This window comes from Thiobacillus sp. (genome assembly GCF_013693775.1).
GTDB lineage: Bacteria > Pseudomonadota > Gammaproteobacteria > Burkholderiales > Thiobacillaceae > Thiobacillus.
This window is the reverse complement of record NZ_CP059257.1, coordinates 1,003,570-1,026,089: the sequence shown is the minus strand read 5'-3', so window position 1 is coordinate 1,026,089 and position 22,520 is coordinate 1,003,570. Positions and strand designations below refer to the sequence as shown.

The window sequence follows — 22,520 nt, the reverse complement described above, 5'->3', positions numbered from 1 at the left end:
CTTTAGAGCATCCGCTGGAGCGGAAGTGCTACTATCGACAAGTTTTAGCCGCGCGATTTTACCCGTGTTCGTCACCTTCCCCAATAGCCCGTTTCGTCTGTTCCAGCCGTTTCCGCCGGCCGGCGACCAGCCGACCGCGATCGCCCAACTGGTCGAAGGGATCGAGGACGGCCTGTCGTTCCAGACTCTGCTGGGGGTGACCGGCTCGGGCAAGACCTTCACCATGGCCAACGTCATCGCGCAGACGGGGCGTCCGGCGCTGATCATGGCGCCCAACAAGACGCTGGCGGCGCAGCTGTATTCGGAAATGCGCGAGTTCTTCCCGGAAAACGCGGTCGAGTACTTCGTCTCCTACTACGATTACTACCAGCCCGAGGCCTACGTACCGGCGCGCGACCTGTTCATCGAGAAGGACTCCAGCATCAACGAGCACATCGAGCAGATGCGGCTCTCGGCGACGAAATCCCTGCTCGAGCGGCGCGACACCGTGATCGTCTGCACGGTGTCGGCGATCTACGGTATCGGCGACCCGTCCGACTACCACAGCATGATCCTGCTGCTGCGGCAGAACGAGAAGATGACGCAGCGCGACGTCATCACACGGCTGACGCAGATGCAGTATGAGCGCAACGATATCGACTTCTCGCGCGGCCATTTCCGGGTGCGCGGCGACGTCATCGACATCTTCCCGGCGGAACACGCGGAAACCGCAATCCGCGTCGAGCTGTTCGACGACGTGGTGGAAACCCTGCACCTGTTCGACCCGCTGACCGGCCAGATCCTGCAGAAGGTCGGGCGCTTCACCGTGTTCCCCTCGAGCCATTACGTGACCCCGCGCGAGACCACCTTGCGCGCCATCGAGCAGATCAAGGTCGAACTGCGCGAACGGCTGGAGTGGTACTACGCCAACAACAAGCTGGTCGAGGCGCAGCGGCTGGAACAGCGCACCCGCTTCGACCTCGAGATGATGGTCGAGCTCGGCTTCTGCAAGGGCATCGAGAACTACTCGCGCCACCTGTCGGGGCGCAAGGCCGGCGAGCCGCCGCCGACGCTGATCGACTACCTGGCGAAGGACGCGCTGATGTTCATGGACGAGTCGCACGTCACCGTCACCCAGGTCGGCGGCATGTACAAGGGTGACCGCTCGCGCAAGGAAAACCTGGTCGACTACGGCTTCCGTCTGCCGTCGGCGCTCGACAACCGCCCGCTGAAGTTCGAGGAATTCGAGNGGCTGATGCCGCAGACGGTGTTCGTGTCCGCCACCCCGGCCAAGTACGAGGCCGAGCATGCCGGCCAGGTTGTCGAGCAGGTGGTGCGCCCGACCGGCCTGGTCGACCCGGTGGTCGAGGTCCGGCCGGTCGGGACGCAGGTCGACGATCTGATGTCGGAAGCGAGAAAGCGCATCGCCGTCGGCGAGCGCGTGCTCGTCACCACGCTGACCAAGCGCATGGCGGAAGACCTCACCGACTACCTCGCCGAGCACGGCATCAAGGTGCGTTATCTGCATTCGGACATCGACACCGTCGAGCGCGTCGAGATCATCCGCGACCTGCGGCTGGGCGAGTTCGACGTGCTGGTCGGCATCAACCTGCTGCGCGAAGGCCTCGACATTCCCGAGGTGTCGCTGGTCGCGATCCTCGACGCCGACAAGGAAGGCTTCCTGCGCTCCGAGCGTTCGCTGATCCAGACCATCGGCCGCGCCGCGCGGCACCTGAACGGCACCGCGATCCTCTATGCCGACCGCATCACCGATTCGATGCGGCGCGCGATGGATGAAACCGAGCGCCGCCGTACCAAGCAGGTCGCCTTCAATACCGAGCACGGCATCACGCCGCGTGGCGTGGTCAAGCGCATCAAGGACATCATCGACGGCGTGTACGACGCCGATGCCACGCGCCAGGAGCTCAAGGCGGCGCAGACTGTGGCCGAATACAAGTTGTTGGATGAAAAAGCGCTGACGAAGCGGATCAAGAAGCTGGAAAAAGAGATGCTGGATGCGGCGAAGAACCTCGAATTCGAGAAAGCTGCGGAACTTCGCGACCAGTTGAAGGAACTCAAGCAAGTGTTATTTGGTGTGGAAGAACATGACTAAGGTACTGATGGTGTGCATGGGCAATATCTGCAGGTCTCCGATGGCGGAGGGCATGCTTCGCCAGGCTGTCCTGGACGCCGGTCTGGACCGGCATGTCGAGGTGGATTCGGCCGGCACGCATGCCTACCACATCGGCTCGGCACCCGATCCGCGTGCGCAGCAGGCCATTCGCCAGCGCGGCATCGATATCAGCCAATTGCGCGGGCGCAAGGTGGCGGACGAGGATTTCGAACGCTTCGACTACATCCTGGTGATGGATGGCGACAATTACGACAAGTTGATCAAGCGCGCGCCGGCGCGCCACCACGGCAAGATCCGCCGACTGCTGTCGTTCAGCCGCAAATACCCCAACCTCGATGTGGTCGATCCGTATTACGGTGGTCCGCAGGGATTCGAGGAAAACCTCGACATGATCGCGGATGCGGTACAGGGCCTGATCCGCGAAATCACCTCAGCTTCAAGCGTAAACACCCGAAAATCCGTTTAGCGCTTCGTCGACTTGCAAGGCTGGGCTGCTGATTGCCCGGCTTGTCTCATCTCCGTGATCACCGTTATTCCAGGCTGGGTATCGCCAGCGGGAACGGGATGTGTTGTGCTGTCATCTAATGGCGTGACAGTAGATCGCACATCAGGAGACATTCATGCAGCAGCCTGTGCCGCAAGTACCCATCAAGGATTTGACGGACGCCGAATTGGCGGGACGCATTGCATCGGGAGACAGGCTTGCGCTTCAGTGCCTGATGCGCCGCTACAACCAGACGCTCTACCGTACCGCACGCAGCATCCTGAAAGACGATGCCGAAGCCGAGGATGCCGTTCAGGAGGCCTATGTGCTGGCCTATCACGCAATGGATCATTTCCGCGGCGATGCGAAATTGTCGACCTGGCTGATCCGTATTGCGGTCAATGTGTCGATCCGGCGCGCACGCAAGCTTAACCGCAGCGCCAAGGTGATCGACCTGGTTGCCGATCCGGCGGACTTCCGCGAGATCGGGATGGCGCAGGGAGCCGAGATGGATGAACACACGTCTGAGCAACCTGAACGTGCCGCCTTGCGCGCGGAAACCCGGCGGTTGATCGAGGACAAGATCAGCCGGCTGCCGGATGCCTTCCGCACGGTATTCGTCATGCGGGCAATCGAGGAAATGTCGGTGACCGAGACGGCGATTTGCCTGGATATTCCAGAGGCCACGGTACGCACGCGCTATTTCCGGGCGAAAGGCTTGTTGCGCGAAGCCCTGGCACGCGAAATCGACTTCAGCCTGAGCGAGGCATTCTCGTTTGCCGGCGATCGTTGCGATCGCATCGTCGCTGGCGTGTTGCGCCAGCTCGGCAATTCATCCCCGGTATTTGATTCGCCTGGTTGTCCGACACAAGGCACAGCTGGGCCGCGGCTGGGCATGCAGGTTTGTTCGCAGCACTTTTGAAAAGGAAAAACACCATGTCTTCACGCATTCAATCCCCGGATGCTTCACTCTCCCTCGCCTCTGACGCGCCCGACCTGGAAACACGCCGTTCCTTCCTCGGGAAATCGGGGCTTGTGCTCTCCGGTACGGCGGTCGCGTTGCTGGCCGGCCGGGATGTGCTGGCANAAGGGAACCGGTCCGCAGGTTCCGATGTGAACGTGCTGAATAGCGCGTTGGGGGCAGAGCTCGAGGCCATCGCCGCATACCAGGTCGGGGCGGAAAGTGGCCTGCTGCAGAAACCCGTGCTCAATCTGGCCGTGACGTTTCAGGGGCATCACAAGGAGCATGCCGACGTGCTCGCAAAAACCATCATCAAGCTGGGCGGCCAGCCCGTGTCGGCAAAAGAGAAGTACACCTTCCCGGTGGAGACTTTGAAAACCCAGTCCGATGTATTGCGTTTCGCCGCCATGCTTGAAAAGGGCGCAGTCAGCGCCTATCTGGGTGCGGTACCGGTCTTCGACAACCGCGATCTGGCCAAGGCTGCAGCCAGCATTCTGGGCGACGAGGCCATGCATTGGGCGATCCTGCGTAACGCGCTGGGCGACGCACCGGTGCCTGCCGCGTTCATGTCGTGAAGCTGGCGCCCATGTCGATTGCAGCCGTGCTCGCTGTTGCCGTCGGCGCGGCTGCGGCGAAAGGTGAATTGGCCGGTGACCCGAAAGCAGGCGAAATGGTCTATGCGCGCTGCTTTGCCTGTCATGCGCTCGCTTACAACCGCACCGGACCGAAACATTGCGGCTTGCTGGGACGGCGCGCAGGCAGCGTGGCGGGCTTTGAGTATTCGGCGGCGATGAAGCGCGCGAACTGGGTCTGGAACAGGCAAACCCTTGATCGTTTTCTGGCCGATCCGATGAAGGCCGTTCCTGGAACCACGATGGGATATGCCGGCGTGAAAGACAGGCAGGAGCGTGCCGATCTGATCGCCTATATCGAACAGGCGGGCCGTTCAGAGGTCTGCCGCGCGCGTTGAGTCGAATTGCAGGTTATCTCGGGTGCAGCAAGAACATGGGCCGCTTCAAGCGGCCCATGTTCTGTGGGGTGGTGCGGTCGATTAATTCGACTGCGTTTCCACCTGCACCAGCGGTTCCTGGGGTGGTGTCACCTGCGGGCGGGTACGGCGGCGCGTGGGGTGCGGAGCCGTTGCAGCCGGTGCCGGCATCTCGGTGGCGCTCGTCACGGGCGCCGTGGTTTCCACCTGCATCAGGCTGGCGGCTTCGGCTTCGGCCTTGACCGCGGGACGGCGACGCCGACGTGAGCGAGACGGTTCGCTGCGCTCAGCCGTGTCGACGGCAACTCCCTGGGTTTCCACCTGTTGCAGATCGGCCTTGCTGGCTGCCAGATCTGCCAGGATGGTGGCCGGCGATGCGGTGACCGCACCGGGCAANGGTGCGCTCGGCACGGCCACGGTTTCCAGTTGCAGGGCCTGCTGCGCAGGGGCGGCGACCGCTACCGGGGCGGGTGCTGGCTTGGGTTTGCGCGCGATTTCGATGATGGCGCGATAACCGGCGGTTTCGATGACGGCGTGCGGCGCGGCCGCGCTGCCTGCCTCGGCCGTATCCGGACGGGCATCGCGCGGACGGCGATTGCCGCGTCCGCGGCGGCTGCGCGGCTCGCGTTTTTCCTCGGTGCCGGCTTCACGTGGCGCCTCGGCCGTTTCCACTGCGCGCGGTGCGGCTTCGGCTTCGGGGCGCGGCTTCGGCTGGCGCGGCGGACGCGGCTGTTTGGGTTGCTCGCTGCCGCGGGCTTCCCGGGGCTCGCGAGCCTCACGGCCTTCGCTCTGGCGCGGCTCCTGCTGGCGGGTTTCGCCGTTGCGAGGCTCGCCCCGTCCTTCGCCGCGGCCGCGGCGCTGGCCGGGTTTGCGCTCGCGCTCGCCCCGGCGCTCGCTCGGGCGTTCGCTGCGCGCGATGGCGGGAACCGGTTCGGCCGCGGGGGCGGTTTCGGCTGCAGCAGGTTCTTCAGCCCGTTTCTTGAACCAGCCGAAGATGCGTTCGAACAGGCCACCCTGGGCTGCTGGCGGCGCGGCCGGCACCACTGGGCGTGCTGCGGGGGCCGGTTGCGGCGGTGCGATGGATTTGACGGCGGCTTCCTGGCGTGCGGGCGCGGCAGCCTGGGCGGTCTGGTAGACCGATTCGGTTTCCGGCACGACCGCCATCTTGTAGCTGGGCTCGGCCGAGCCAGTCAGGTTCAGTTCGTCATGACGCAGGCGGGTGATGGTGTAGTGCGGGGTTTCCATGTGGATGTTGGGGATCAACACCACATTGACCTTGAGCCGCGATTCGACGGTGTGGATGTCGACACGCTTCTCGTTCAACAGGAAGGTGGCGACGTCGACCGGCAGCTGCACGTGTACGGCGCCGGTATTCTCTTTCATGGCCTCTTCCTGCAGGATGCGCAGGATGTGCAGTGCCGACGATTCGGTGCCGCGGATGTGTCCGGTGCCGTGGCAGCGCGGACAGGGCGTGTAGCTGGTCTCGCCGAGCGAGGGCTGCAGCCGCTGGCGCGACATTTCGAGCAGGCCGAAGCGCGAGATCTTGCCGGTCTGCACACGGGCGCGGTCATGATGCAGGGCATCGCGCAGGCGGTTCTCGACTTCGCGCTGATGCTTGGGGTTTTCCATATCGATGAAATCGATCACGATCAGGCCGCCGAGGTCGCGCAGGCGCATCTGGCGGGCGATTTCGTCCGCCGCTTCGAGGTTGGTGTTGTACGCGGTCTGCTCGACATCGCTGCCCTTGGTGGCGCGCGCCGAGTTGACGTCGACCGACACCAGCGCTTCGGTGTGGTCGATCACGATGGCGCCGCCGGACGGCAGGTTGACCTGGCGCGAGAACGCCGATTCGATCTGGTGCTCGATCTGGAAGCGCGAGAACAGCGGCACGTCGTCGCGATAGAGCTTGACCTTGTTGACGTTGGTCGGCATCACGTGCGCCATGAACTGCTGCGCCTGTTCGTAGATGTCTTCGGTGTCGATCAGGATTTCGCCGATGTCGGCCGAGAAGTAGTCGCGGATGGCGCGGATCACGAGGCTGCCTTCCTGATAGATCAGAAAGGCGCCGGGCTGCGAGGTGGAGGCGCCGTCGATGGCTTTCCACAGGCTCAGCAAATAGTTCAGATCCCACTGGAATTCTTCGGCGCTGCGGCCGATGCCGGCGGTGCGGGCGATCAGGCTCATGCCTTCGGGGATGTCGAGTTGCGCCAGGGTATCGCGCAGTTCGTTGCGCTCTTCGCCTTCGATGCGGCGCGACACGCCGCCGCCGCGCGGGTTGGTCGGCATCAGCACGACATAGCGGCCGGCCAGCGAGACGTAGGTGGTGAGGGCGGCGCCCTTGTTGCCGCGCTCGTCCTTCTCCACCTGGACCAGCAGTTCCTGGCCTTCCTTCAGGTTTTCGGGGACACGGCCGCCGTTGGGCAGGCAGGCGCGGGAGATTTCCTTGAACGGCAGGAAACCGTGGCGCTCGCAGCCGTAATCGACGAATGCGGCTTCCAGGCTGGGCTCGACGCGGGTGATGACACCCTTGTAGATGTTGCCCTTGCGTTGTTCCTTGCTGGCGGACTCGATGTCAAGGTCGACGAGCTTCTGTCCGTCGACGATGGCAACCCGGAGTTCTTCCGCCTGGGTTGCGTTGAAAAGCATGCGCTTCATATTTACTCCCGCGCGCGTGCATACGGGACAGGCCAGACTGCCGCCTAAAGCGGGCGGCTCATGCAATCACGGGTTGGATTGAGTGAAATGGCATGGGTGAGGTGTCCTGTTCCTGGAGAGGGTCGCCGGCATGGCCGGGGCGGTCTTTCCGATTCCCGCTGGCGCGGAGCCGAGCGTGAATGCTGATTTCGTATGCTTCTTGTCGCGTCATTGATAACATCGCTGCTTTGCCGATTGCGCGGGGCGGGTGGCTTCGACTGCTCGCGCCAACGTGAGGTTGGCTGGGCGGCAGGAATCCAGACGGGCCGGGCTGGCGGCGGCCGGTGAGCGTTTTAACCGGCGTGATCTCTAAAATTTCCGGCATGGATGCCGGGCAATTGACAGGCAAAACTTGGCCTGAACCGGCGGTAGTGTATATGAAAATGAAGGACTTAGAGAAAGATTCGGTCAGGCGGCTGAAGATCGACGACAGCGCGGACAGCCAGCGGCTGGACAACTTTCTGATGGCTCGGCTGAAAGGCGTGCCGAAAAGTCGCATTTACAAGCTGGTGCGGGGCGGCGAGGTGCGTATCAACGGCGGCCGGGTCGACGTCGGCTACCGCCTGAAGCTGGGCGACGAGGTGCGCATTCCGCCGGTGCGCGTGGCCACACCGGTCATCACCCCCGCCACCCACCTGCCGCAGGGCGGAATCCGCCTGGTGCCTAACATTCTGTACCGCGACGAGGCCCTGATCGCACTGAACAAGCCAGCCGGCATGGCGGTGCACGGCGGCAGCGGCATTTCGCGCGGGGTGATCGAGCAGATGCGGCTGGAACTGCCGGAATGCCGCTATATGGAGCTGGTGCACCGGCTCGACCGCGAAACCTCGGGCGTGCTGCTGATCGCGCTGAAGCGACGTGCGCTCACCGGCCTGCATGCCGCGATGCGCGAAGGCAGGATCGAGAAGCGCTACCTGACGCTGGTCGCGGGGCGCTGGCCGAATCCGGTGCAGCACGTGAAGCTGCCGTTGCACAAACGCGTCACCGACGAGGGCGAGAAAAGGGTGACGGTGCGCGATGAGGGGCAGACCGCCCACACCATCTTCCGCCGCCTGCAGCAGTTTGATGCGTTTACCCTGCTGGAGGCGGAACTGAAGACCGGGCGTACCCATCAGATCCGCGTGCATACCTCGCATCTGGGCTTTCCGATCGCGGGGGACGACAAATACGGGAATTTCGAACTCAACAAACAGCTGGTCAAACAGGGTTTGAAGCGCATGTTCCTCCACGCGGCGAAGCTCGTCTTCGACCACCCGATCACCGGCGAGCGCATGACGGTCGAAGCGCCGCTTCCCGCCGATCTGACTTCTTTTCTGGATACCTTGAAGCATGCCCAAGCAGTTTGATTTGTTGATTTTTGACTGGGACGGCACCCTGATGGATTCCGCCGGGGTGATCGTCGACTCGATCCAGCGTGCCTGCGAGGATATCGGCCTGGCCGCGCCGAGCGATCGCGCATCGCGCCAGATCATCGGCCTCGGGCTGATCCAGGCGCTGCAGACCCTGCTGCCGGATCTTCCTGCGGACGATTATCCGCGCCTGGTTGAGCGCTACCGCCACCATTACCTCGGCCGCGACGCCGACCTGCCGCTGTTCGACGGGGTGGCAAGCGGGATCCGCGAACTGTATGACAGCGGCTTTACGCTCGCGGTGGCCACCGGCAAGAGCCGGCTCGGCCTGGACCGCGCGCTCGACGCCAGCGGCCTGGGGCACTGGTTCGCTGCCACCCGCTGCGCCGACCAGACGCACCAAGCCGCACCCGGCCATGGTGCTGGAGCTGCTCGACGAACTTGGCGCCGACCCCCGCGCGCGTTGGTGATCGGCGACACCAGCCACGATCTCCTGATGGCGTCGAATGCCGGCGTCGCCAGCCTGGGCGTGACCTATGGCGCACACGAGGCGGGCGACCTGCATCCACACGCGCCGCTCGCACTGATGGACAGTTTTGTCGAGGTACACGCATGGCTGAGCGCGAACGCCTGATCTGCGCCGCCAGCGATCTCGTCGAACTGGGCCGTGGCGTGCGCTTCGAGCTGATGCGTTTCGGCCAGCCGCAGCAGGCGTTCGTGGTACGTTATGACGGCCAGCCACGTGCCTTTCTCAACCAGTGCGGCCATGTGCCGGTTGAACTCGACTGGCAGGAAGGCGAGTTCTTCGACGACTCGCGGCTATACTTGATCTGCTCCACCCACGGCGCGCTGTACCATCCGGCAAGCGGGCACTGCGTCGGTGGGCGGTGTGCCGGACGCGGCCTGATCCCGATCCCGGTCGTCGAACGCGACGGCCATGTGTATGTATTAGAAACAGCCTGATGGAAAAAGAATGAGTGAACCCGAAAAATCCGCCCCGGCAAACTGGGAACGTGGCGTCCTGGAAAAACTGGCGCTGTCGGCCATCCAGGAACAGCGCCGCAGCCGCCACTGGAGCATCCTGTTCAAGACGCTGGGCTTCTTGTATCTCTTCATCATCCTGTTTCTCGCGGCGGGCTGGTTCGGATCGGACGGCGTGTCGATCAAGGAACACACCGCGCTGGTCGATCTGCAGGGCGAGATCGCATCCGACAAGGCCAGTGCCGATACCGTGATCGCCAGCCTGCAGAGCGCATTCGACGACAAGAAAACCAAGGGTGTGATCCTGCGTATCAACAGCCCCGGCGGCAGCCCGGTCCAGGCCGGCCAGATCCACGACGAGATCAAGCGCCTGCGTGGCCTGCATCCGGACATTCCCCTGTATGTCGTGGTGGACGACATCTGCGCCTCGGGCGGCTATTACGTCGCCGTCGGGGCCGACAAGATTTTCGTCGACAAGGCCAGCATTGTCGGCTCCATCGGCGTACTGATGGACGGCTTCGGCTTCACCCAGACCATGCAGAAACTCGGTGTCGAGCGCCGCCTGCTGACCGCAGGCGAAAACAAGGGTTTCCTCGATCCCTTCTCACCGGTCGATCCCAAGCAGGAGGCCTATGCCAAGCAGATGCTGGAGGAGATCCATGGCCAGTTCATCAGCGTGGTTCGCGAAGGCCGCGGCAAGCGCCTGAAGGAAACGCCCGAGATGTTCAGCGGCCTGGTGTGGAGCGGAGAGAAGAGCATCCAGTTGGGCCTGGCCGACGGCCTGGGCAATGTCGAATCGGTTGCACGCGACGTCATCAAGGCCAAGGACATTGTCGACTTCACCCAGCATGAAGGTCTGGCAGAACGCCTTGCCGGACGCCTGGGGGCATCGATGGCGAAGGCGCTGACGCCGTTCGAANAAGCGGGTGTCACGCTGCGTTGAGCGATTACCGGCCGATCGCCTGCGCGCAGCACGAACGCTTGGAGTTCGCCGCACTCACGAAGCAGTGGCTTGAGGTGACGGTGGACGGTATTGCGCAGCAGTTGCTGCCGCTTGACGTATACACCCACGATGGCGCCGAATGGTTGCAGGCGCAAACCGAGGTGGGTGACGTCGTCACGCTCAGGCTCGATACGCTGACATTCTGATTGCCTGCGTTCTAGGCAGCGACCCCGAATACGACCAGACGGTCCTTGACCGCATCGGTCTTGTCGCGCCAGTCCTTGGCGCTACGCGTCTGGATCAACTGGCTCGGCAGGCTGAGATCGGCGCCGACGCTGACGAGCATGTCGGGCGACAGGGTGGTGGCCAAGGCGTCCAGCAGNGCCGCGCTGCGGTAGGGCGTTTCGATGAACAGCTGGGTCGCTTTGTTGCGGCGCGCGGTTTTNTCCAGTTCGCGGATGGCTTGGCTGCGCTCGGGTTCCTTGGCGGGCAGGTAGCCGTGGAAGGCGAAGCGTTGCCCGCCCAGGCCCGAGGCCATCAGCGCCAGCAGGATCGACGACGGACCGATCAGCGGCACTACAGGAATGTTCGCGCGATGCGCAGCCATGACCAGCGCCGCGCCGGGATCAGCTACCGCCGGGCAGCCTGCCTCGGACAGCAGGCCGACATCGTGTCCGGCCCTGAGTGGCGCCAACAGCGAGGCAATGGCGGCATGCGGGGTGTGTTCGTTGAGCTCTTCGAGGTTCAGCGACTGCAGCGGCTGCGGATGGCCCATCGCCTTCAGGTGTGCGCGCGCGGTCTTGGCGCGCTCGACGACGAAGTGGTCGAGCCGGCGCGCGACCGCGAGCGTGTCGGGCGGCAGGCAGGCTTCCGGGCTGACCGGGCCCAGCGGGACCGGGATCAGGTAGAGGGTGCCGGCTGGCATGTGAGGACGTCGACGCCTTCGTTCAGCAGCATCCCGGTCAGCGCCATCAGCGGCAGGCCGATCAGGGCAGTGGGGTCGGGGCTGTCCATGCGTTCCATCAGCGCGATGCCGAGCGATTCGCTCTTGGCCGAGCCTGCGCAGTCGTAGGGCTGTTCCTTCCTAAGGTAGGCGGTGATCTGCGTGTCGGTCAGCGGGCGGATGTGCACCACGGTCGGTACATCCTGCGTCTGCGCGTGGCCGGTGCGGCTGTTCAGCAAGGTCAGCGCGGTATGGAAGACCATGGCGCGGCCCTGCATCTTTTCAGCTGGGCGAAGGCCCGGTCGAAATCGCCGGGCTTGCCGAGTTGCGCGTCGTCCAGCATCAGCACCTGGTCGGAGCCGATGATCAGCGCGTCGGGATAGGTCGCCGCCGCCGCCTGCGCCTTCAGCACCGACAGCCGCAGCGCGGTGGCCGAAGGGTCTCGCCCGGCAGCGGGGTTTCGTCGACGTCGGGCGCCAGCACTTCGAAGGGTAGATGCAGGCGCGCCAGCAGTTCGCGCCGGTAGCGCGAAGTCGAAGCCAGGACAAGCGTCATTCCGGCTGAATCTCCACGAGTGCCATGTCGGGCGTCACCGCATCGCCTTTCTTGCAGAAGATGCTGATGACGACGCCGGCGATCGGCGCCTGCACCTCGTTCTCCATCTTCATCGCCTCGATCACCAGCACGCCGTCGCCGGCCTTCACTTTCTGGCCGATGCTCACCAGCACGTCGACGATGGTGCCGGGCATGGCGGCGGTGACGTGGCCGGGGTGGCTGGCGCGCGGCTTCTGGCCGGCGGTGGCCGGTGCAGCGGTGGCCTTGCGCGGTGCGCTGTCGCCGCCCGTCGAGACCGCGACCTCGTTCAGCGGCTCGACCAGGACTTCCTCCGAGACGCCGTCGATCGACACGAAATAGGGACGCTGGGCGGCGTCGGAGCGGCCGCTGCCGGACAGCTTGATGTGGTAGGTCTCGCCGTGCAGCGTGATCTTGAACTCGTCGGCCGCATAGTGCTGGGCGGATTCCTGCTGCGACACGCCCGGCGGCAACAGCTGTTCGGGCTTGAGGCTGCCGGCCGCGCGTTCCTGCAGCCAGGTCTTGCCGATTTCAGGGAACATGGCATAGGTCAGCACGTCCTCGTCGGACTTGGCCAGGCCTTCGATTTCGCTGCGCAGCTTGTCGAGCTCGTCGGCGATCAGGTCGGCCGGACGGCAGGTGGTGACCTCGAGGTCGCCGATGGCGAGCTTGCGCACTTCCTCGTTGACGTGCCCTGGGGCCTTGCCGTAGCGGCCCTGCAGGTAGAGCTTCACCTCGTTGGTGACCGACTTGTAGCGTTCGCCCGTGAGCACGTTCAACGCGGCCTGGGTGCCGACGATCTGCGAGGTGGGCGTGACCAGCGGCGGGTAGCCGAGGTCCTGGCGCACGCGCGGGATTTCGTCGAGCACCGCGTCCATGCGATCGAGCGCGCCCTGTTCCTTCATCTGGTTGGCCAGGTTGGAAATCATCCCGCCCGGCACCTGGTTGATCAACACGCGGGTATCGGTGCCGGTGAAGGCCGATTCGAACTGCCAGTACTTCTTGCGCACCTCCTTGAAATAGGCCGAGATTTCCTCGATCAGCGGCAGCGACAGGCCGGTGTCGTAGGCGGTGCCGGCGAGCGCGGCGACCAGGCTTTGCGTGGTGGGGTGGCTGGCGCCCTCGGCAAACGCACCGACGCTGGTGTCGATGATCGTGGCGCCGGCTTCCACCGCCTTCAGGTGCGTCATGTGCGCCAGGCCGGAGGTCGCATGGCTGTGTGTGTGAATGGGCAGGTGGGTGGCTTCGCGGATCGCGCACACCAGATCGTATGCGGTGTAGGGCGTGAGCAGGCCCGCCATGTCCTTGATCGCGATGGTGTCGCAGCCCATCTCGGTCAGTCCCTTGGCGAGTTCGACGAAATGCGGGATGTCGTGCACCGGGCTGGTGGTGTAGCAGATCGCGCCTTCGGCGTGCTTGCCGGCGGTTTTCACCGCCTCGACCGAGACCCTGAGGTTGCGCAGGTCATTCATCGCGTCGAACACGCGGAAGACGTCGACGCCGTTGTCGGCCGACTTCTGGACGAAGGCCCGCACCACGTCGTCGGAATAATTGCGGTAGCCGAGCAGGTTCTGGCCGCGCAGCAGCATCTGGATGCGCGTGTTCGGCAGTGCCTTCCTGAGCTTGCGCAGGCGCTCCCACGGGTCTTCGCGCAGGAAGCGCACGCAGGCGTCGAAGGTGGCGCCGCCCCAGGCTTCCAGCGACCAGAAGCCGACTGAGTCGAGCTTGGCGCAGATCGGCAGCATGTCCTCGGTGCGCATGCGGGTGGCGATGAGCGACTGGTGGCCGTCGCGCAGGACGAGATCGGTAACGAAAACTTTGGTCATGTCAGAGTCCCTGGTGGGCGGCGATNNGGCGGCGGCGATGGCGGCGGCGATCACTTCCGGCGGTTTCTTTTCGGTGTACTGGGTGAGTTCGGGGTGCGTTTCGACGAAGCTGGTGTTGAAACGCCCGCTGCGGAACTCGGGATTCTTGAGGATTTCCTGGTAATACGGAATCGTCGTCTTCACGCCATACACGAGCATGTCGGACAGCGCGCGGCGGCCGCGCTCGACGGCGGATTCCCAAGTCAGGTTCCATACCGTGAGCTTCGCGCACATCGAGTCGAAGTAGGGCGGGATCACGTAGTCGGTGTAGATCGCCGCGTCCACCCGTACGCCTGGGCCGCCCGGCGAATAATAGCGCGTGATGCGGCCCAGGCTGGGGAGGAACTCGTTTTTGGGNTCTTCGGCGTTGACGCGGAATTCGATGGCGTAGCCGCGATGCGCGATGTTTTCCTGCTTGTATTGCAGCGGCAGGCCGGAGGCGATGCGGATCTGCTCCTGCACGATGTCGACGCCGGTGATGGTCTCGGTGATGGGATGCTCGACCTGCAGCCGGGTGTTCATTTCCATGAAATAGAACTGGTTGTCCTGGTCGAGCAGGAACTCCACCGTCCCGGCATTGACGTAGCCGACCGCCTTGGCGGCACGCACCGCCAGCTTGCCGATATATTGCCGCTGTGCCTCGGTCAATTGCGGGCTCGGCGCGATTTCGATGAGTTTCTGGTTGCGCCGCTGGATCGAGCAGTCGCGCTCGAACAGGTGGATGATGTTGCCCTGGGTGTCGCCCAGGATCTGCACCTCGATGTGCTTGGGCTGCACCACGCATTTCTCGACGAAGACCTCGGCTTGNCCGAAGGCCTTGCTGGCCTCGGATACCACGCGGTCGTAGTTCTTCAGCAAGTCTTCCTCGCTGTCGCAGCGGCGGATGCCTCGCCCCCGCCGCCGTTGGTGGCCTTGAGCATGACCGGATAGCCGATCCTGTTGGCCAGCGCGCGCNGCTTCCTCGACGTTTTCCAGGTTGTGGTCGGAGCCCGGCACCACCGGGATGCCGGCGGCGATCATGGCATTGCGGGCCTGGATCTTGTCGCCCATGCGGCGGATCACCTCTGGCGAGGGGCCGATGAAGCGGATGCCGCGGCGTGCGCAGATGGTCGCCAAGTCAGGGTTCTCGGAGAAANNACCGTAGCCGGGGTGCAGCGCGTCGCAGCCCGATGCAGCCGCCAGGTTGACCAGCGTGTGCGCATTCAGGTAGCCGAGAATCGGGTCCTTGCCGATGTGGTAGGCCTCATCGGCCTTCTTCACATGGAGGGCGTGACGATCGGCATCGGTGTAGATAGCGACCGACTTGATGCCCAGTTCGGCGCAGGCGCGCACGATGCGGACGGCGATCTCGCCCCGGTTGGCGACCAGTATTTTCTTAAGCATGGGTTCGCCTGAAGTTGGGATGGCTAGGGTTTCTTTGACAAAAGAACGCGAAATCATATCATTGCGGGCTAATGTTGTTGACCATATCCACCGGGGTGCGTCGCCATGCTTCCGTCTGTTGAGGTCGATCCATGGCGTTTTTGCAGGGATGCGCAGTCGTGGGAAATCCAGTCCGATGTGGCTGCGTTTCCGCGGCTTGCCCGTGAATTTACGCAAGGCGCGCTGTTCTGTCGAGTTGTCGGGCGTGTGGACCAGCGTGGCAGCTTGTCCCTGCACGTGTCGATCAGCGGCGAGGTGGGGCTGACCTGCCAGCGTTGCCTGGGAAACATGCCTTATACGGTCGGGCTTGAGCGCACGTTGTATCTGGCGCGCAACGAGGCCGAGCTGGAACGATTGGACGCGTTGCCTGGCAGTGATGCGATTCAGGCAGGCGAGCGATTGAGTCTGGTCGAGCTGGTTGAGGATGAAGTGTTGTTGAGCCTGCCGCTTGCACCCATGCACGCAGAAGGTGAATGCTCCCTACGTGGAGCGCAATAGGTTTTGGGTGTCGGAATCCGGCGCCACGATTTTTAAGGAGTATGAAATGGCAGTCCAGCAGAACAAAAATCCCCGTCCAAGCGTGGCATGCACCGCTCGCACGATTTTCTGACCAACCCGCCGCTGGCCGTCGAGCCGACCACGGGTGAAGCGCACCTGCGCCACCATATCAGCCCCAACGGCTTTTATCGCGGCCGCAAAGTCGTCAAGGCCAAAGGCGAATAATTCATTTGCGCGCCATGGCGTGATGGTTGCCGCCCGGCGCGATCCACTCAGCCAACGATTCCGGCTGTATGAGAAACATCACAGTCGCCATTGATNGTCATGGGGGCGATCACGGCCCCCATGTCACGGTCCCGGCGGCGATCCGTTGTCTTGCGCGTCATCCTGACCTGAACGTGATTCTGGTCGGGCCGCAGGACATTGTCGCGGCCGAACTCAAGGCGCGCCGGGCCAAGACCGGTCCCCGTCTCATCGTGCGCCATGCCAGCCAGGTGGTGGCGATGGACGAGGCGCCGGCATTGGCCCTGCGCGGCAAGAAGGATTCCTCGATGCGCGTGGCCATCGACCTCGTCAAGTCCGGCGAGGCCGATGCCTGCGTGTCGGCGGGCAATACCGGCGCCCTGATGGCGACCGCGCGCTTCGTCCTGAAAACCCTCCCCGGCATCGACCGTCCCGCCATTGCTGCCGTCATGCCGACGACCACGGGGCATGCGCTGGTGCTCGACATGGGCGCCAACGTCGATTGCTCGGCCGAACACCTGCTGCAATTCGGCATCATGGGCGCGATGCTGGTATCGGCCGTGGAGCACAAGCCGAACCCGAGTGTCGGCCTGCTGAACATCGGCGAGGAAGACATCAAGGGCAACGAAATGGTGAAGCAGGCTGCCGAACTGCTGCGCGACAGCCACCTGAATTTCTACGGTAACGTCGAAGGCAACGACATTTTCAAAGGCACGACCGACGTGGTGGTGTGCGACGGCTTTGTCGGCAACGTGACGTTGAAGGCCTCCGAGGGGCTTGCCAAGATGATTTCCACGACCCTGCGTGCCGAATTCCGCCGCAACTGGCTGACGCGCCTCGCCGGCCTGCTGGCCATGCCGGTGCTGAGCGCTTTCAAACGCCGGATGGACCCGCGCCGCTACAACGGTGCCACGCTGCTGGGGCTCAAGNGGGTCGTGGTGAAGAGCCATGGTTCGGCCGACCGCTTTGCCTTCGAACACGCGATCGAAACCGCCAGCGACGAAGTCCGCAACAACGTGCTGAAACGCATTACCGATCAGATCCAANCTCCTGCAACGGGTAGCCGCTTGACCTATTCCCGCATTCTCGGCACCGGCAGTTATCTGCCTGCGCGCATCCTCACCAACGCCGATCTCGAAAAACTGGTCGAGACGAACGATCAATGGATCGTCGAACGCACCGGCATCCGCGAACGCCATATCGCCGCCGAAGGCGAATTCACCAGCGACCTCGCCTTCCAGGCGGCACGCGCCGCACTCGACGTGGCAGGCCTGAAGCCCGACGACATCGATCTGCTGCTGGTTGCCACCACGACGCCCGACCTGGTGTTCCCCAGCACGGCCTGCATCGTGCAGTCCAAACTGGGGATGATCAACGGCAAGCCCGCTTTCGACCTGCAGGCGGTATGCAGCGGTTTCGTATACGCCCTGTCGGTGGCTGACCAGTTCATCAAGACCGGCGCGGCCCGGCACGTGCTGGTGATCGGTGCCGAAACGCTGTCGCGCATCACCGACTGGAACGACCGTAGCAACTGCATCTTGTGGGGAGACGGCGCGGGTGCCGTGGTGCTGGGGGCGTCTGCCGAGCCGGGCATCATCGCCACCCATATCCATGCCGACGGCCGCCACAAGGAATTGCTGCGCACCACCACCGGCGCTTCGACCGGTATGCGCGAACCGGCACTGATGCGGATGGAAGGCAACGCCGTGTTCAAGATGGCGGTCAATACGCTCGACCGCATCGTCGACGAAACGCTGGAAGCCAATGGTCTTTCCAAATCCGACATCGACTGGCTGGTGCCGCACCAGGCCAATATCCGCATCATTTCGGCCACCGCGAAAAAGCTCGGCATGAGCATGGACAACGTCGTCACCACGGTCGCCGGCCATGGCAATACCTCGGCGGCCTCGGTGCCGCTGGCGTTCGACGTGGCAGTGCGCGACGGCCGCATCCAGCGCGGTCAGACCGTGCTGATGGAAGCCTTCGGCGGCGGCTTCACCTGGGGCTCGGCGCTGCTCAAGTATTAAGAAGGACACGTGATGAAACTCGCATTCGTATTTCCCGGGCAGGGCTCGCAATCGGTCGGCATGATGCAGGGGTGGGGCAGGCGTGACGAAGTGCGTGCCACCTTTCCGAAGCCTCCGACGCGCTCAGCCTGGACTTGTGGGCACTGGTGACCGACGGCCCGACTGATCTGCTGAACCAGACCATCAACACGCAGCCCGCGATGCTCGCGGCCGATATCGCCGCCTGGCGTGTGTGGCAGGGAGCGGGCGGCGCGGCGCCCGCGTTGCTGGCCGGCCATAGCCTAGGCGAATACGCGGCTTTGGTCGCGGCGGGTTCGTTGGGCTTCGCCGACGCGATCAGGCTGGTGCGCTTCCGCGCCGAGGCCATGCAGGCTGCAGTGCCCGAAGGTGTCGGCGCGATGGCGGCGATTCTGGGACTGGACGACGATGCCGTGCGTGCGGTCTGCGCCGACGCGGCGGCAGGCGAAGTCGTCGAGGCGGTCAATCTCAACTCGCCCGGCCAGGTCGTGATCGCAGGCAACAAGGCCGCAGTCGAACGCGCGATGGCGCTGGCGAAGGAAAAGGGCGCCAAGCGTGCCCTGCCGCTACCGGTCAGCGTGCCGTCGCATTCCTCGCTGATGCGGCCGGCTGCCGACAAGCTGCTGGCGCATCTGCAGGGTGTGGCGATTGCGGCGCCGACCATCCCCGTGCTGCACAATACCGACGTGCAAAGCCATGCCGATGCGGATGCGATCCGTGCCGCGCTGGCAAAGCAGTTGCATACCCCGGTGCGCTGGGTCGAGACCGTGCAGGCCCTGAAAGCCGCCGGTATCGAGCGGGTGATCGAATGCGGCCCTGGCAAGGTGCTGGCAGGCCTCAATAAACGCATCGACGACAGCCTGCCGGCCGTGGCGCTGGTCGACGAAGCCAGCCTGCAGGCTGCATTGAACAACTGACAGGAGACAACATGCTGCAGGACGCCTCGCGCACGGCGCGAATCTTGAAGGGCAGGTGGCACTGGTCACCGGTGGCAGCCGCGGAATCGGCCAGGCCATCGCGCTGGCGCTCGGCAAGGCTGGGGCCACCGTCGTAGGGACCGCGACCAGCGACAAGGGTGCGCAGGCGATCAGCGACTACCTTGCCGCGGCCAGCATCACGGGCTGCGGGATGAAACTCAACGTCACCGACGCGGCCGAGGTTGACGCGGTCATCGCGGCGATTGAAAAGGACTTCGGCGCCATCGGCATTCTGGTCAACAACGCCGGCATCACCCGCGACAACCTGCTGATGCGGATGAAGGACGAGGAGTGGGACGACATCCTGGCGACCAACCTCACCTCCGTGTTCCGCCTGTCGCGCGCCGTGCTGCGCGCCATGATGAAGGCACGGGCCGGCCGCATCATTTCCATCGCGTCGGTGGTGGGCGCGATGGGCAATGCCGGACAGACCAACTACAGCGCGGCGAAGGCCGGGATCATGGGCTTCACCAAGTCGCTGGCGCGTGAGGTCGGCAGCCGTAACATCACGGTGAACTGCGTGGCTCCGGGTTTCATCGACACCGACATGACGCGCGCCTTGCCGGACGCACAGCGCGAGGCGCTGCTTGCCCATATCCCGCTGGGCCGGTTGGGCGCCGCCGAAGATATCGCGCAGGCTGTCGCTTTCCTGGCATCGCCGGCCGCAGGTTACATTTCCGGCACCACCCTGCACGTAAACGGCGGCATGTACATGGCGTGACCGCCCCCGAAAGTTTGGTAAAATCGTCCGGCTTCAATTTTGTTGAAGCCTTATTTCAAGAGAGGATCAGTAATGGATAACGTACAGCGTGTAATTAAGGTCGTCGCCGAGCAATTGGGCGTCAACGAAGCGGACATCAAGAATGAGTCCTCCTTCGTCGGCGACCTGGGCGCCGACTCGCTCGACACGGTTGAGCTGGTGATGGCGCTGGAAGAAGAGTTCGGCTGTGAAATCCCCGACGAAGATGCGGAAAAGATCACCACCGTCCAGCAGGCGATCGACTACGTCAACAGCCACTCGAGCTGATCGTTCACCCGGCTATTGAGTCGATCCGGCCATGTGCGAAGCTGCGAGTGCGCGTTGCCTGCCCGCTTGCTTGGCGTGGTTCGCTGGTCGTCCAATAGTGCGCTTTTCAATGTTCAATGATTCGGCGTACACCCGTATCGTGCCGGATCGATAAAAAGGACTGACTTTTGTCCAAGCGTCGTGTTGTCGTGACCGGCCTGGGAATCATCTCCCGGTCGGCAATACCATCCCGGAGGTCTGGGACAATCTGGTTGCCGGTCGCACCGGGATCGCCCGGATTACCCGTTTCGATCCTTCGCCTTTCGCCTCCCATATGGCTGGCGAGGTGAAGGGTTTTGACGTCGAGCAATATCTCAATCCCAAGGAAGCGCGCCGCATGGATGTCTTCATCCAGTTCGGCATGGCCGCCGGCATCCAGGCAATCCGTGATTCGGGCCTCGAAGTCACCGAAGCCAATGCCGAGCGCATCGGCATCAACATCGGCTCCGGCATCGGCGGTTTGCCACTGATCGAGGAGACACATTCCCTGCTGATGGAGTCCGGCCCGCGGAAGATTTCCCCTTCTTCATTCCGGGGTCCATCATCAACATGATTTCCGGCAACCTTTCGATCCTGTATGGGATGAAAGGCCCCAACCTGGGGTCGTCACCGCCTGCACCACCGGTCTGCATGCCATCGGCCTGTCCGCCCGCCTGATTGAGCATGGTGACGCAGACGTGATGGTCGCCGGCGGCGCCGAGTGCGCCACTTCGCCGCTCGGCGTGGGCGGTTTTGCCGCCGCGCGTGCGCTGTCCACCCGCAACGACGATCCAGCCACTGCCAGTCGCCCCTGGGACAAGGATCGTGACGGCTTCGTGCTGGGTGAGGGCGCCGGTGTGCTGGTGCTCGAGGAATACGAACACGCCAAGGCGCGCGGTGCGAAGATCTACGCCGAGGTGACGGGTTTCGGCATGAGCGGCGATGCCTATCACATGACAGCGCCGAGTACCGACGGTCCCCGCCGTGCCATGCTGAATGCGATGCGCGACGCTGGCGTGAATCCCGACCAGATCAATTACATCAACGCGCACGGCACTTCGACCCCGTTGGGCGACAAGAACGAAACCGACGCGATCAAGCTTGCCCTGGGCGATGCGGCCTACAAGACCGTGGTCAACTCGACCAAGTCGATGACCGGTCACCTGCTGGGCGGTGCCGGTGGCGTGGAATCGGTGTTCACGGTGCTGGCGGTGCATCACCAACTGTCGCCGCCGACCATCAACATCTTCTCGCAAGATCCGGAATGCGATCTCGATTACTGCGCCAACACGGCGCGCGACATGAAGATCGACTTTGCGCTTAAGAACAATTTCGGGTTTGGCGGCACCAACGGCTCGCTGGTTTTCAAGCGCGCCTGACCTCCGCGGTGGACCGCCCCATCGCATCCGATCAAGCCGGTTGCCTGACGTGGCCGTGCTTGATGCCTTGCGTGCGGTGTGTCCAGACGGCACCATGAGCGGCTGTTCCAAGGGACACACCATGCCGATTATCCATGAACCGCAGCGGGTACCGCGCTACAACCGCACCGGCAGCGATATCAGCCGTGACGGCCGCTTCGTTTTCAATGTCCGGACGCGCAGCATCCTGCTGCGCGGTCTGTGGCACCTACTGGAAATCGCATGATGCTCGTCAATGGCCAGCCGGCCGATTCGGTCGATGCCCGTGATCGTGGGCTGGCCTATGGCGACGGTGTGTTCCGCACCCTGCGCACGCAGGGCGGACGGCCGTTGTGGTGGCGCGATCACTACGTCAAGCTGGTGGCCGACTGTGCGGCACTGATGCTGGACTGCCCCGACGAAGCCGTGCTGCATGGGGAAGTCTGCCGTGTGGCCGAGACCGGGAAGGGTCGTCAAGATCGTGCTGACGCGCGGCACCGGCGCACGCGGCTATGCGCCGCCGCCAAGCCAGGCGGCCACCCGGATCGTTTTCTCTGCGCCGTTACCGGCGTATGCACAGGCCGGTGCGCCGGACGCAATTGTGGCGCGCTGGTGCACCCTACGGCTGGCACGGCAGCCCCGGCTGGCGGGGATCAAGCATCTGAACCGCCTGGAGAACGTGCTCGCGCGTGCCGAATGGGCTGATCCGGCGATTCTCGAGGGGCTGCTGTGCGATGACCTTGGCGCGGTGATTGGCGGGGTGATGAGCAATCTGCTGCTCGTGAAGGACGGCGAACTGTTCACGCCGGACCTGAGCGAATGCGGCGTGGCGGGCGTGGCCAGGACGCGCCTGCTGCAGCTGCGCCGCGTCTCGGTATTCCGGTTCATGTCGGCCGTCTGTTGCCCGCGGCTATACGCGCCGCCGACGAAGTGATGGTCTGCAACAGTGTCATCGGCGTGCGCCGTGTGGCCAGGCTGGATGACGCAATATGGCCACCT

The 22,520-nt window shown here is 63.9% G+C and carries 19 protein-coding genes and 6 pseudogenes; 20 read left to right on the top strand and 5 right to left on the bottom strand.

Annotated features, from left to right (window positions below; all coding sequences use genetic code 11):
- The first annotated feature begins 64 nt into the window (after positions 1–64).
- From uvrB to HZY77_RS05100, 5 genes are all read left to right on the top strand, one after another.
- Positions 65–2,092, top strand: a complete 2,028-nt coding sequence (uvrB, locus tag HZY77_RS05120) for an excinuclease ABC subunit UvrB (RefSeq protein ID WP_296819409.1) — start codon at positions 65–67, stop codon at positions 2,090–2,092.
- Positions 2,085–2,579 (top strand): low molecular weight protein-tyrosine-phosphatase, encoded by a 495-nt coding sequence (locus HZY77_RS05115; RefSeq protein WP_296658448.1) that lies wholly within the window; start codon positions 2,085–2,087, stop codon positions 2,577–2,579. Before uvrB ends, HZY77_RS05115 begins: the two co-directional genes overlap by 8 nt.
- 154 nt (positions 2,580–2,733) lie before the next feature.
- Positions 2,734–3,519, top strand: a complete 786-nt coding sequence (locus HZY77_RS05110; protein ID WP_296819406.1) for an RNA polymerase sigma factor — start codon at positions 2,734–2,736, stop codon at positions 3,517–3,519.
- Between the two features lie 14 nt (positions 3,520–3,533).
- Positions 3,534–4,133 (top strand): ferritin-like domain-containing protein, encoded by a 600-nt coding sequence (locus tag HZY77_RS05105; protein ID WP_296819403.1) that lies wholly within the window; start codon positions 3,534–3,536, stop codon positions 4,131–4,133.
- Positions 4,130–4,528 (top strand): c-type cytochrome, encoded by a 399-nt coding sequence (locus tag HZY77_RS05100; protein WP_296819400.1) that lies wholly within the window; start codon positions 4,130–4,132, stop codon positions 4,526–4,528. The genes HZY77_RS05105 and HZY77_RS05100 overlap by 4 nt, the downstream gene beginning before the upstream one ends.
- Positions 4,529–4,609: 81 nt before the next feature.
- Here HZY77_RS05100 and HZY77_RS05095 read toward each other — a convergent pair whose 3' ends face one another.
- Positions 4,610–7,201 carry an Rne/Rng family ribonuclease gene (locus tag HZY77_RS05095; protein ID WP_296819399.1) on the bottom strand — a complete coding sequence of 864 codons (2,592 nt, stop codon included), beginning with the start codon at positions 7,199–7,201 and terminating at the stop codon, positions 4,610–4,612.
- 416 nt (positions 7,202–7,617) lie between these two features.
- Between HZY77_RS05095 and HZY77_RS05090 the strand changes: the two genes are divergently transcribed.
- The 5 genes from HZY77_RS05090 to HZY77_RS05070 all read left to right on the top strand — a co-directional run bounded on the left by HZY77_RS05090 (position 7,618) and on the right by HZY77_RS05070 (position 10,719).
- Positions 7,618–8,586 carry an RluA family pseudouridine synthase gene (locus HZY77_RS05090; RefSeq protein WP_296819396.1) on the top strand — a complete coding sequence of 323 codons (969 nt, stop codon included), beginning with the start codon at positions 7,618–7,620 and terminating at the stop codon, positions 8,584–8,586.
- Complete coding sequence (locus HZY77_RS05085; protein WP_296819393.1) at positions 8,570–9,223, top strand: HAD hydrolase-like protein; 654 nt, start codon at positions 8,570–8,572, stop codon at positions 9,221–9,223. The genes HZY77_RS05090 and HZY77_RS05085 overlap by 17 nt, the downstream gene beginning before the upstream one ends.
- Positions 9,202–9,552, top strand: a complete 351-nt coding sequence (locus tag HZY77_RS05080; protein ID WP_296658427.1) for a Rieske 2Fe-2S domain-containing protein — start codon at positions 9,202–9,204, stop codon at positions 9,550–9,552. Before HZY77_RS05085 ends, HZY77_RS05080 begins: the two co-directional genes overlap by 22 nt.
- Before the next feature lie 10 nt (positions 9,553–9,562).
- On the top strand, positions 9,563–10,513 hold the full coding sequence (locus HZY77_RS05075) for a S49 family peptidase (protein WP_296819390.1): 951 nt from the start codon (positions 9,563–9,565) through the stop codon (positions 10,511–10,513).
- Positions 10,510–10,719: a transcriptional antiterminator, Rof gene (locus tag HZY77_RS05070; RefSeq protein ID WP_296819387.1), complete on the top strand. Its 210-nt coding sequence runs from the start codon at positions 10,510–10,512 to the stop codon at positions 10,717–10,719. Before HZY77_RS05075 ends, HZY77_RS05070 begins: the two co-directional genes overlap by 4 nt.
- Before the next feature lie 11 nt (positions 10,720–10,730).
- Here the strand turns inward: HZY77_RS05070 and HZY77_RS05065 are convergent, their stop codons facing one another.
- The 4 genes and pseudogenes from HZY77_RS05065 to HZY77_RS05050 form a co-directional block, all read right to left on the bottom strand.
- Positions 10,731–11,438 (bottom strand): SAM-dependent methyltransferase, encoded by a 708-nt coding sequence (locus HZY77_RS05065; protein WP_296819385.1) that lies wholly within the window; start codon positions 11,436–11,438, stop codon positions 10,731–10,733.
- Positions 11,414–12,011, bottom strand: a pseudogene (locus tag HZY77_RS05060) (Maf family nucleotide pyrophosphatase). The gene HZY77_RS05065 and the pseudogene HZY77_RS05060 overlap by 25 nt, the downstream one beginning before the upstream one ends.
- Positions 12,008–13,855 carry a sodium-extruding oxaloacetate decarboxylase subunit alpha gene (gene oadA / locus HZY77_RS05055; protein ID WP_296820833.1) on the bottom strand — a complete coding sequence of 616 codons (1,848 nt, stop codon included), beginning with the start codon at positions 13,853–13,855 and terminating at the stop codon, positions 12,008–12,010. The pseudogene HZY77_RS05060 and the gene oadA overlap by 4 nt, the downstream one beginning before the upstream one ends.
- Positions 13,856–13,939: 84 nt before the next feature.
- Positions 13,940–15,277: pseudogene (locus HZY77_RS05050) on the bottom strand (acetyl-CoA carboxylase biotin carboxylase subunit); the annotation flags it as partial.
- A 105-nt stretch (positions 15,278–15,382) separates the two neighbouring features.
- Between HZY77_RS05050 and HZY77_RS05045 the strand changes: the two are divergent.
- From HZY77_RS05045 to HZY77_RS05000, 10 genes and pseudogenes are all read left to right on the top strand, one after another.
- A complete protein-coding gene (locus tag HZY77_RS05045) occupies positions 15,383–15,814 on the top strand; it encodes a YceD family protein (protein WP_296819384.1) in 432 nt (143 codons plus the stop codon).
- A 46-nt stretch (positions 15,815–15,860) separates the two neighbouring features.
- Positions 15,861–16,039, top strand: a pseudogene (gene rpmF, locus HZY77_RS05040) (50S ribosomal protein L32).
- A 68-nt stretch (positions 16,040–16,107) separates the two neighbouring features.
- Positions 16,108–17,128, top strand: a pseudogene (plsX, locus tag HZY77_RS05035) (phosphate acyltransferase PlsX).
- Positions 17,125–18,084, top strand: coding sequence for a beta-ketoacyl-ACP synthase III (locus tag HZY77_RS05030; RefSeq protein WP_296820832.1), 960 nt, complete (start codon positions 17,125–17,127; stop codon positions 18,082–18,084). The pseudogene plsX and the gene HZY77_RS05030 overlap by 4 nt, the downstream one beginning before the upstream one ends.
- A 12-nt stretch (positions 18,085–18,096) precedes the next feature.
- Positions 18,097–19,019 (top strand): annotated as a pseudogene (gene fabD / locus HZY77_RS05025) (ACP S-malonyltransferase).
- A 55-nt stretch (positions 19,020–19,074) separates the two neighbouring features.
- Complete coding sequence (gene fabG / locus HZY77_RS05020) at positions 19,075–19,800, top strand: 3-oxoacyl-ACP reductase FabG (protein WP_296819382.1); 726 nt, start codon at positions 19,075–19,077, stop codon at positions 19,798–19,800.
- A 72-nt stretch (positions 19,801–19,872) separates the two neighbouring features.
- Entirely contained in the window at positions 19,873–20,106 is a 234-nt protein-coding gene (gene acpP, locus HZY77_RS05015) for an acyl carrier protein (RefSeq protein ID WP_018078559.1), read from the top strand.
- Positions 20,107–20,273: 167 nt separating this feature from the next.
- Positions 20,274–21,503 (top strand): annotated as a pseudogene (fabF, locus tag HZY77_RS05010) (beta-ketoacyl-ACP synthase II).
- Between the two features lie 121 nt (positions 21,504–21,624).
- Positions 21,625–21,768, top strand: coding sequence for a hypothetical protein (locus tag HZY77_RS05005; RefSeq protein WP_296819379.1), 144 nt, complete (start codon positions 21,625–21,627; stop codon positions 21,766–21,768).
- A 186-nt stretch (positions 21,769–21,954) separates the two neighbouring features.
- Entirely contained in the window at positions 21,955–22,455 is a 501-nt protein-coding gene (locus HZY77_RS05000) for an aminotransferase class IV (RefSeq protein WP_296819377.1), read from the top strand.
- Positions 22,456–22,520 lie beyond the last annotated feature (65 nt).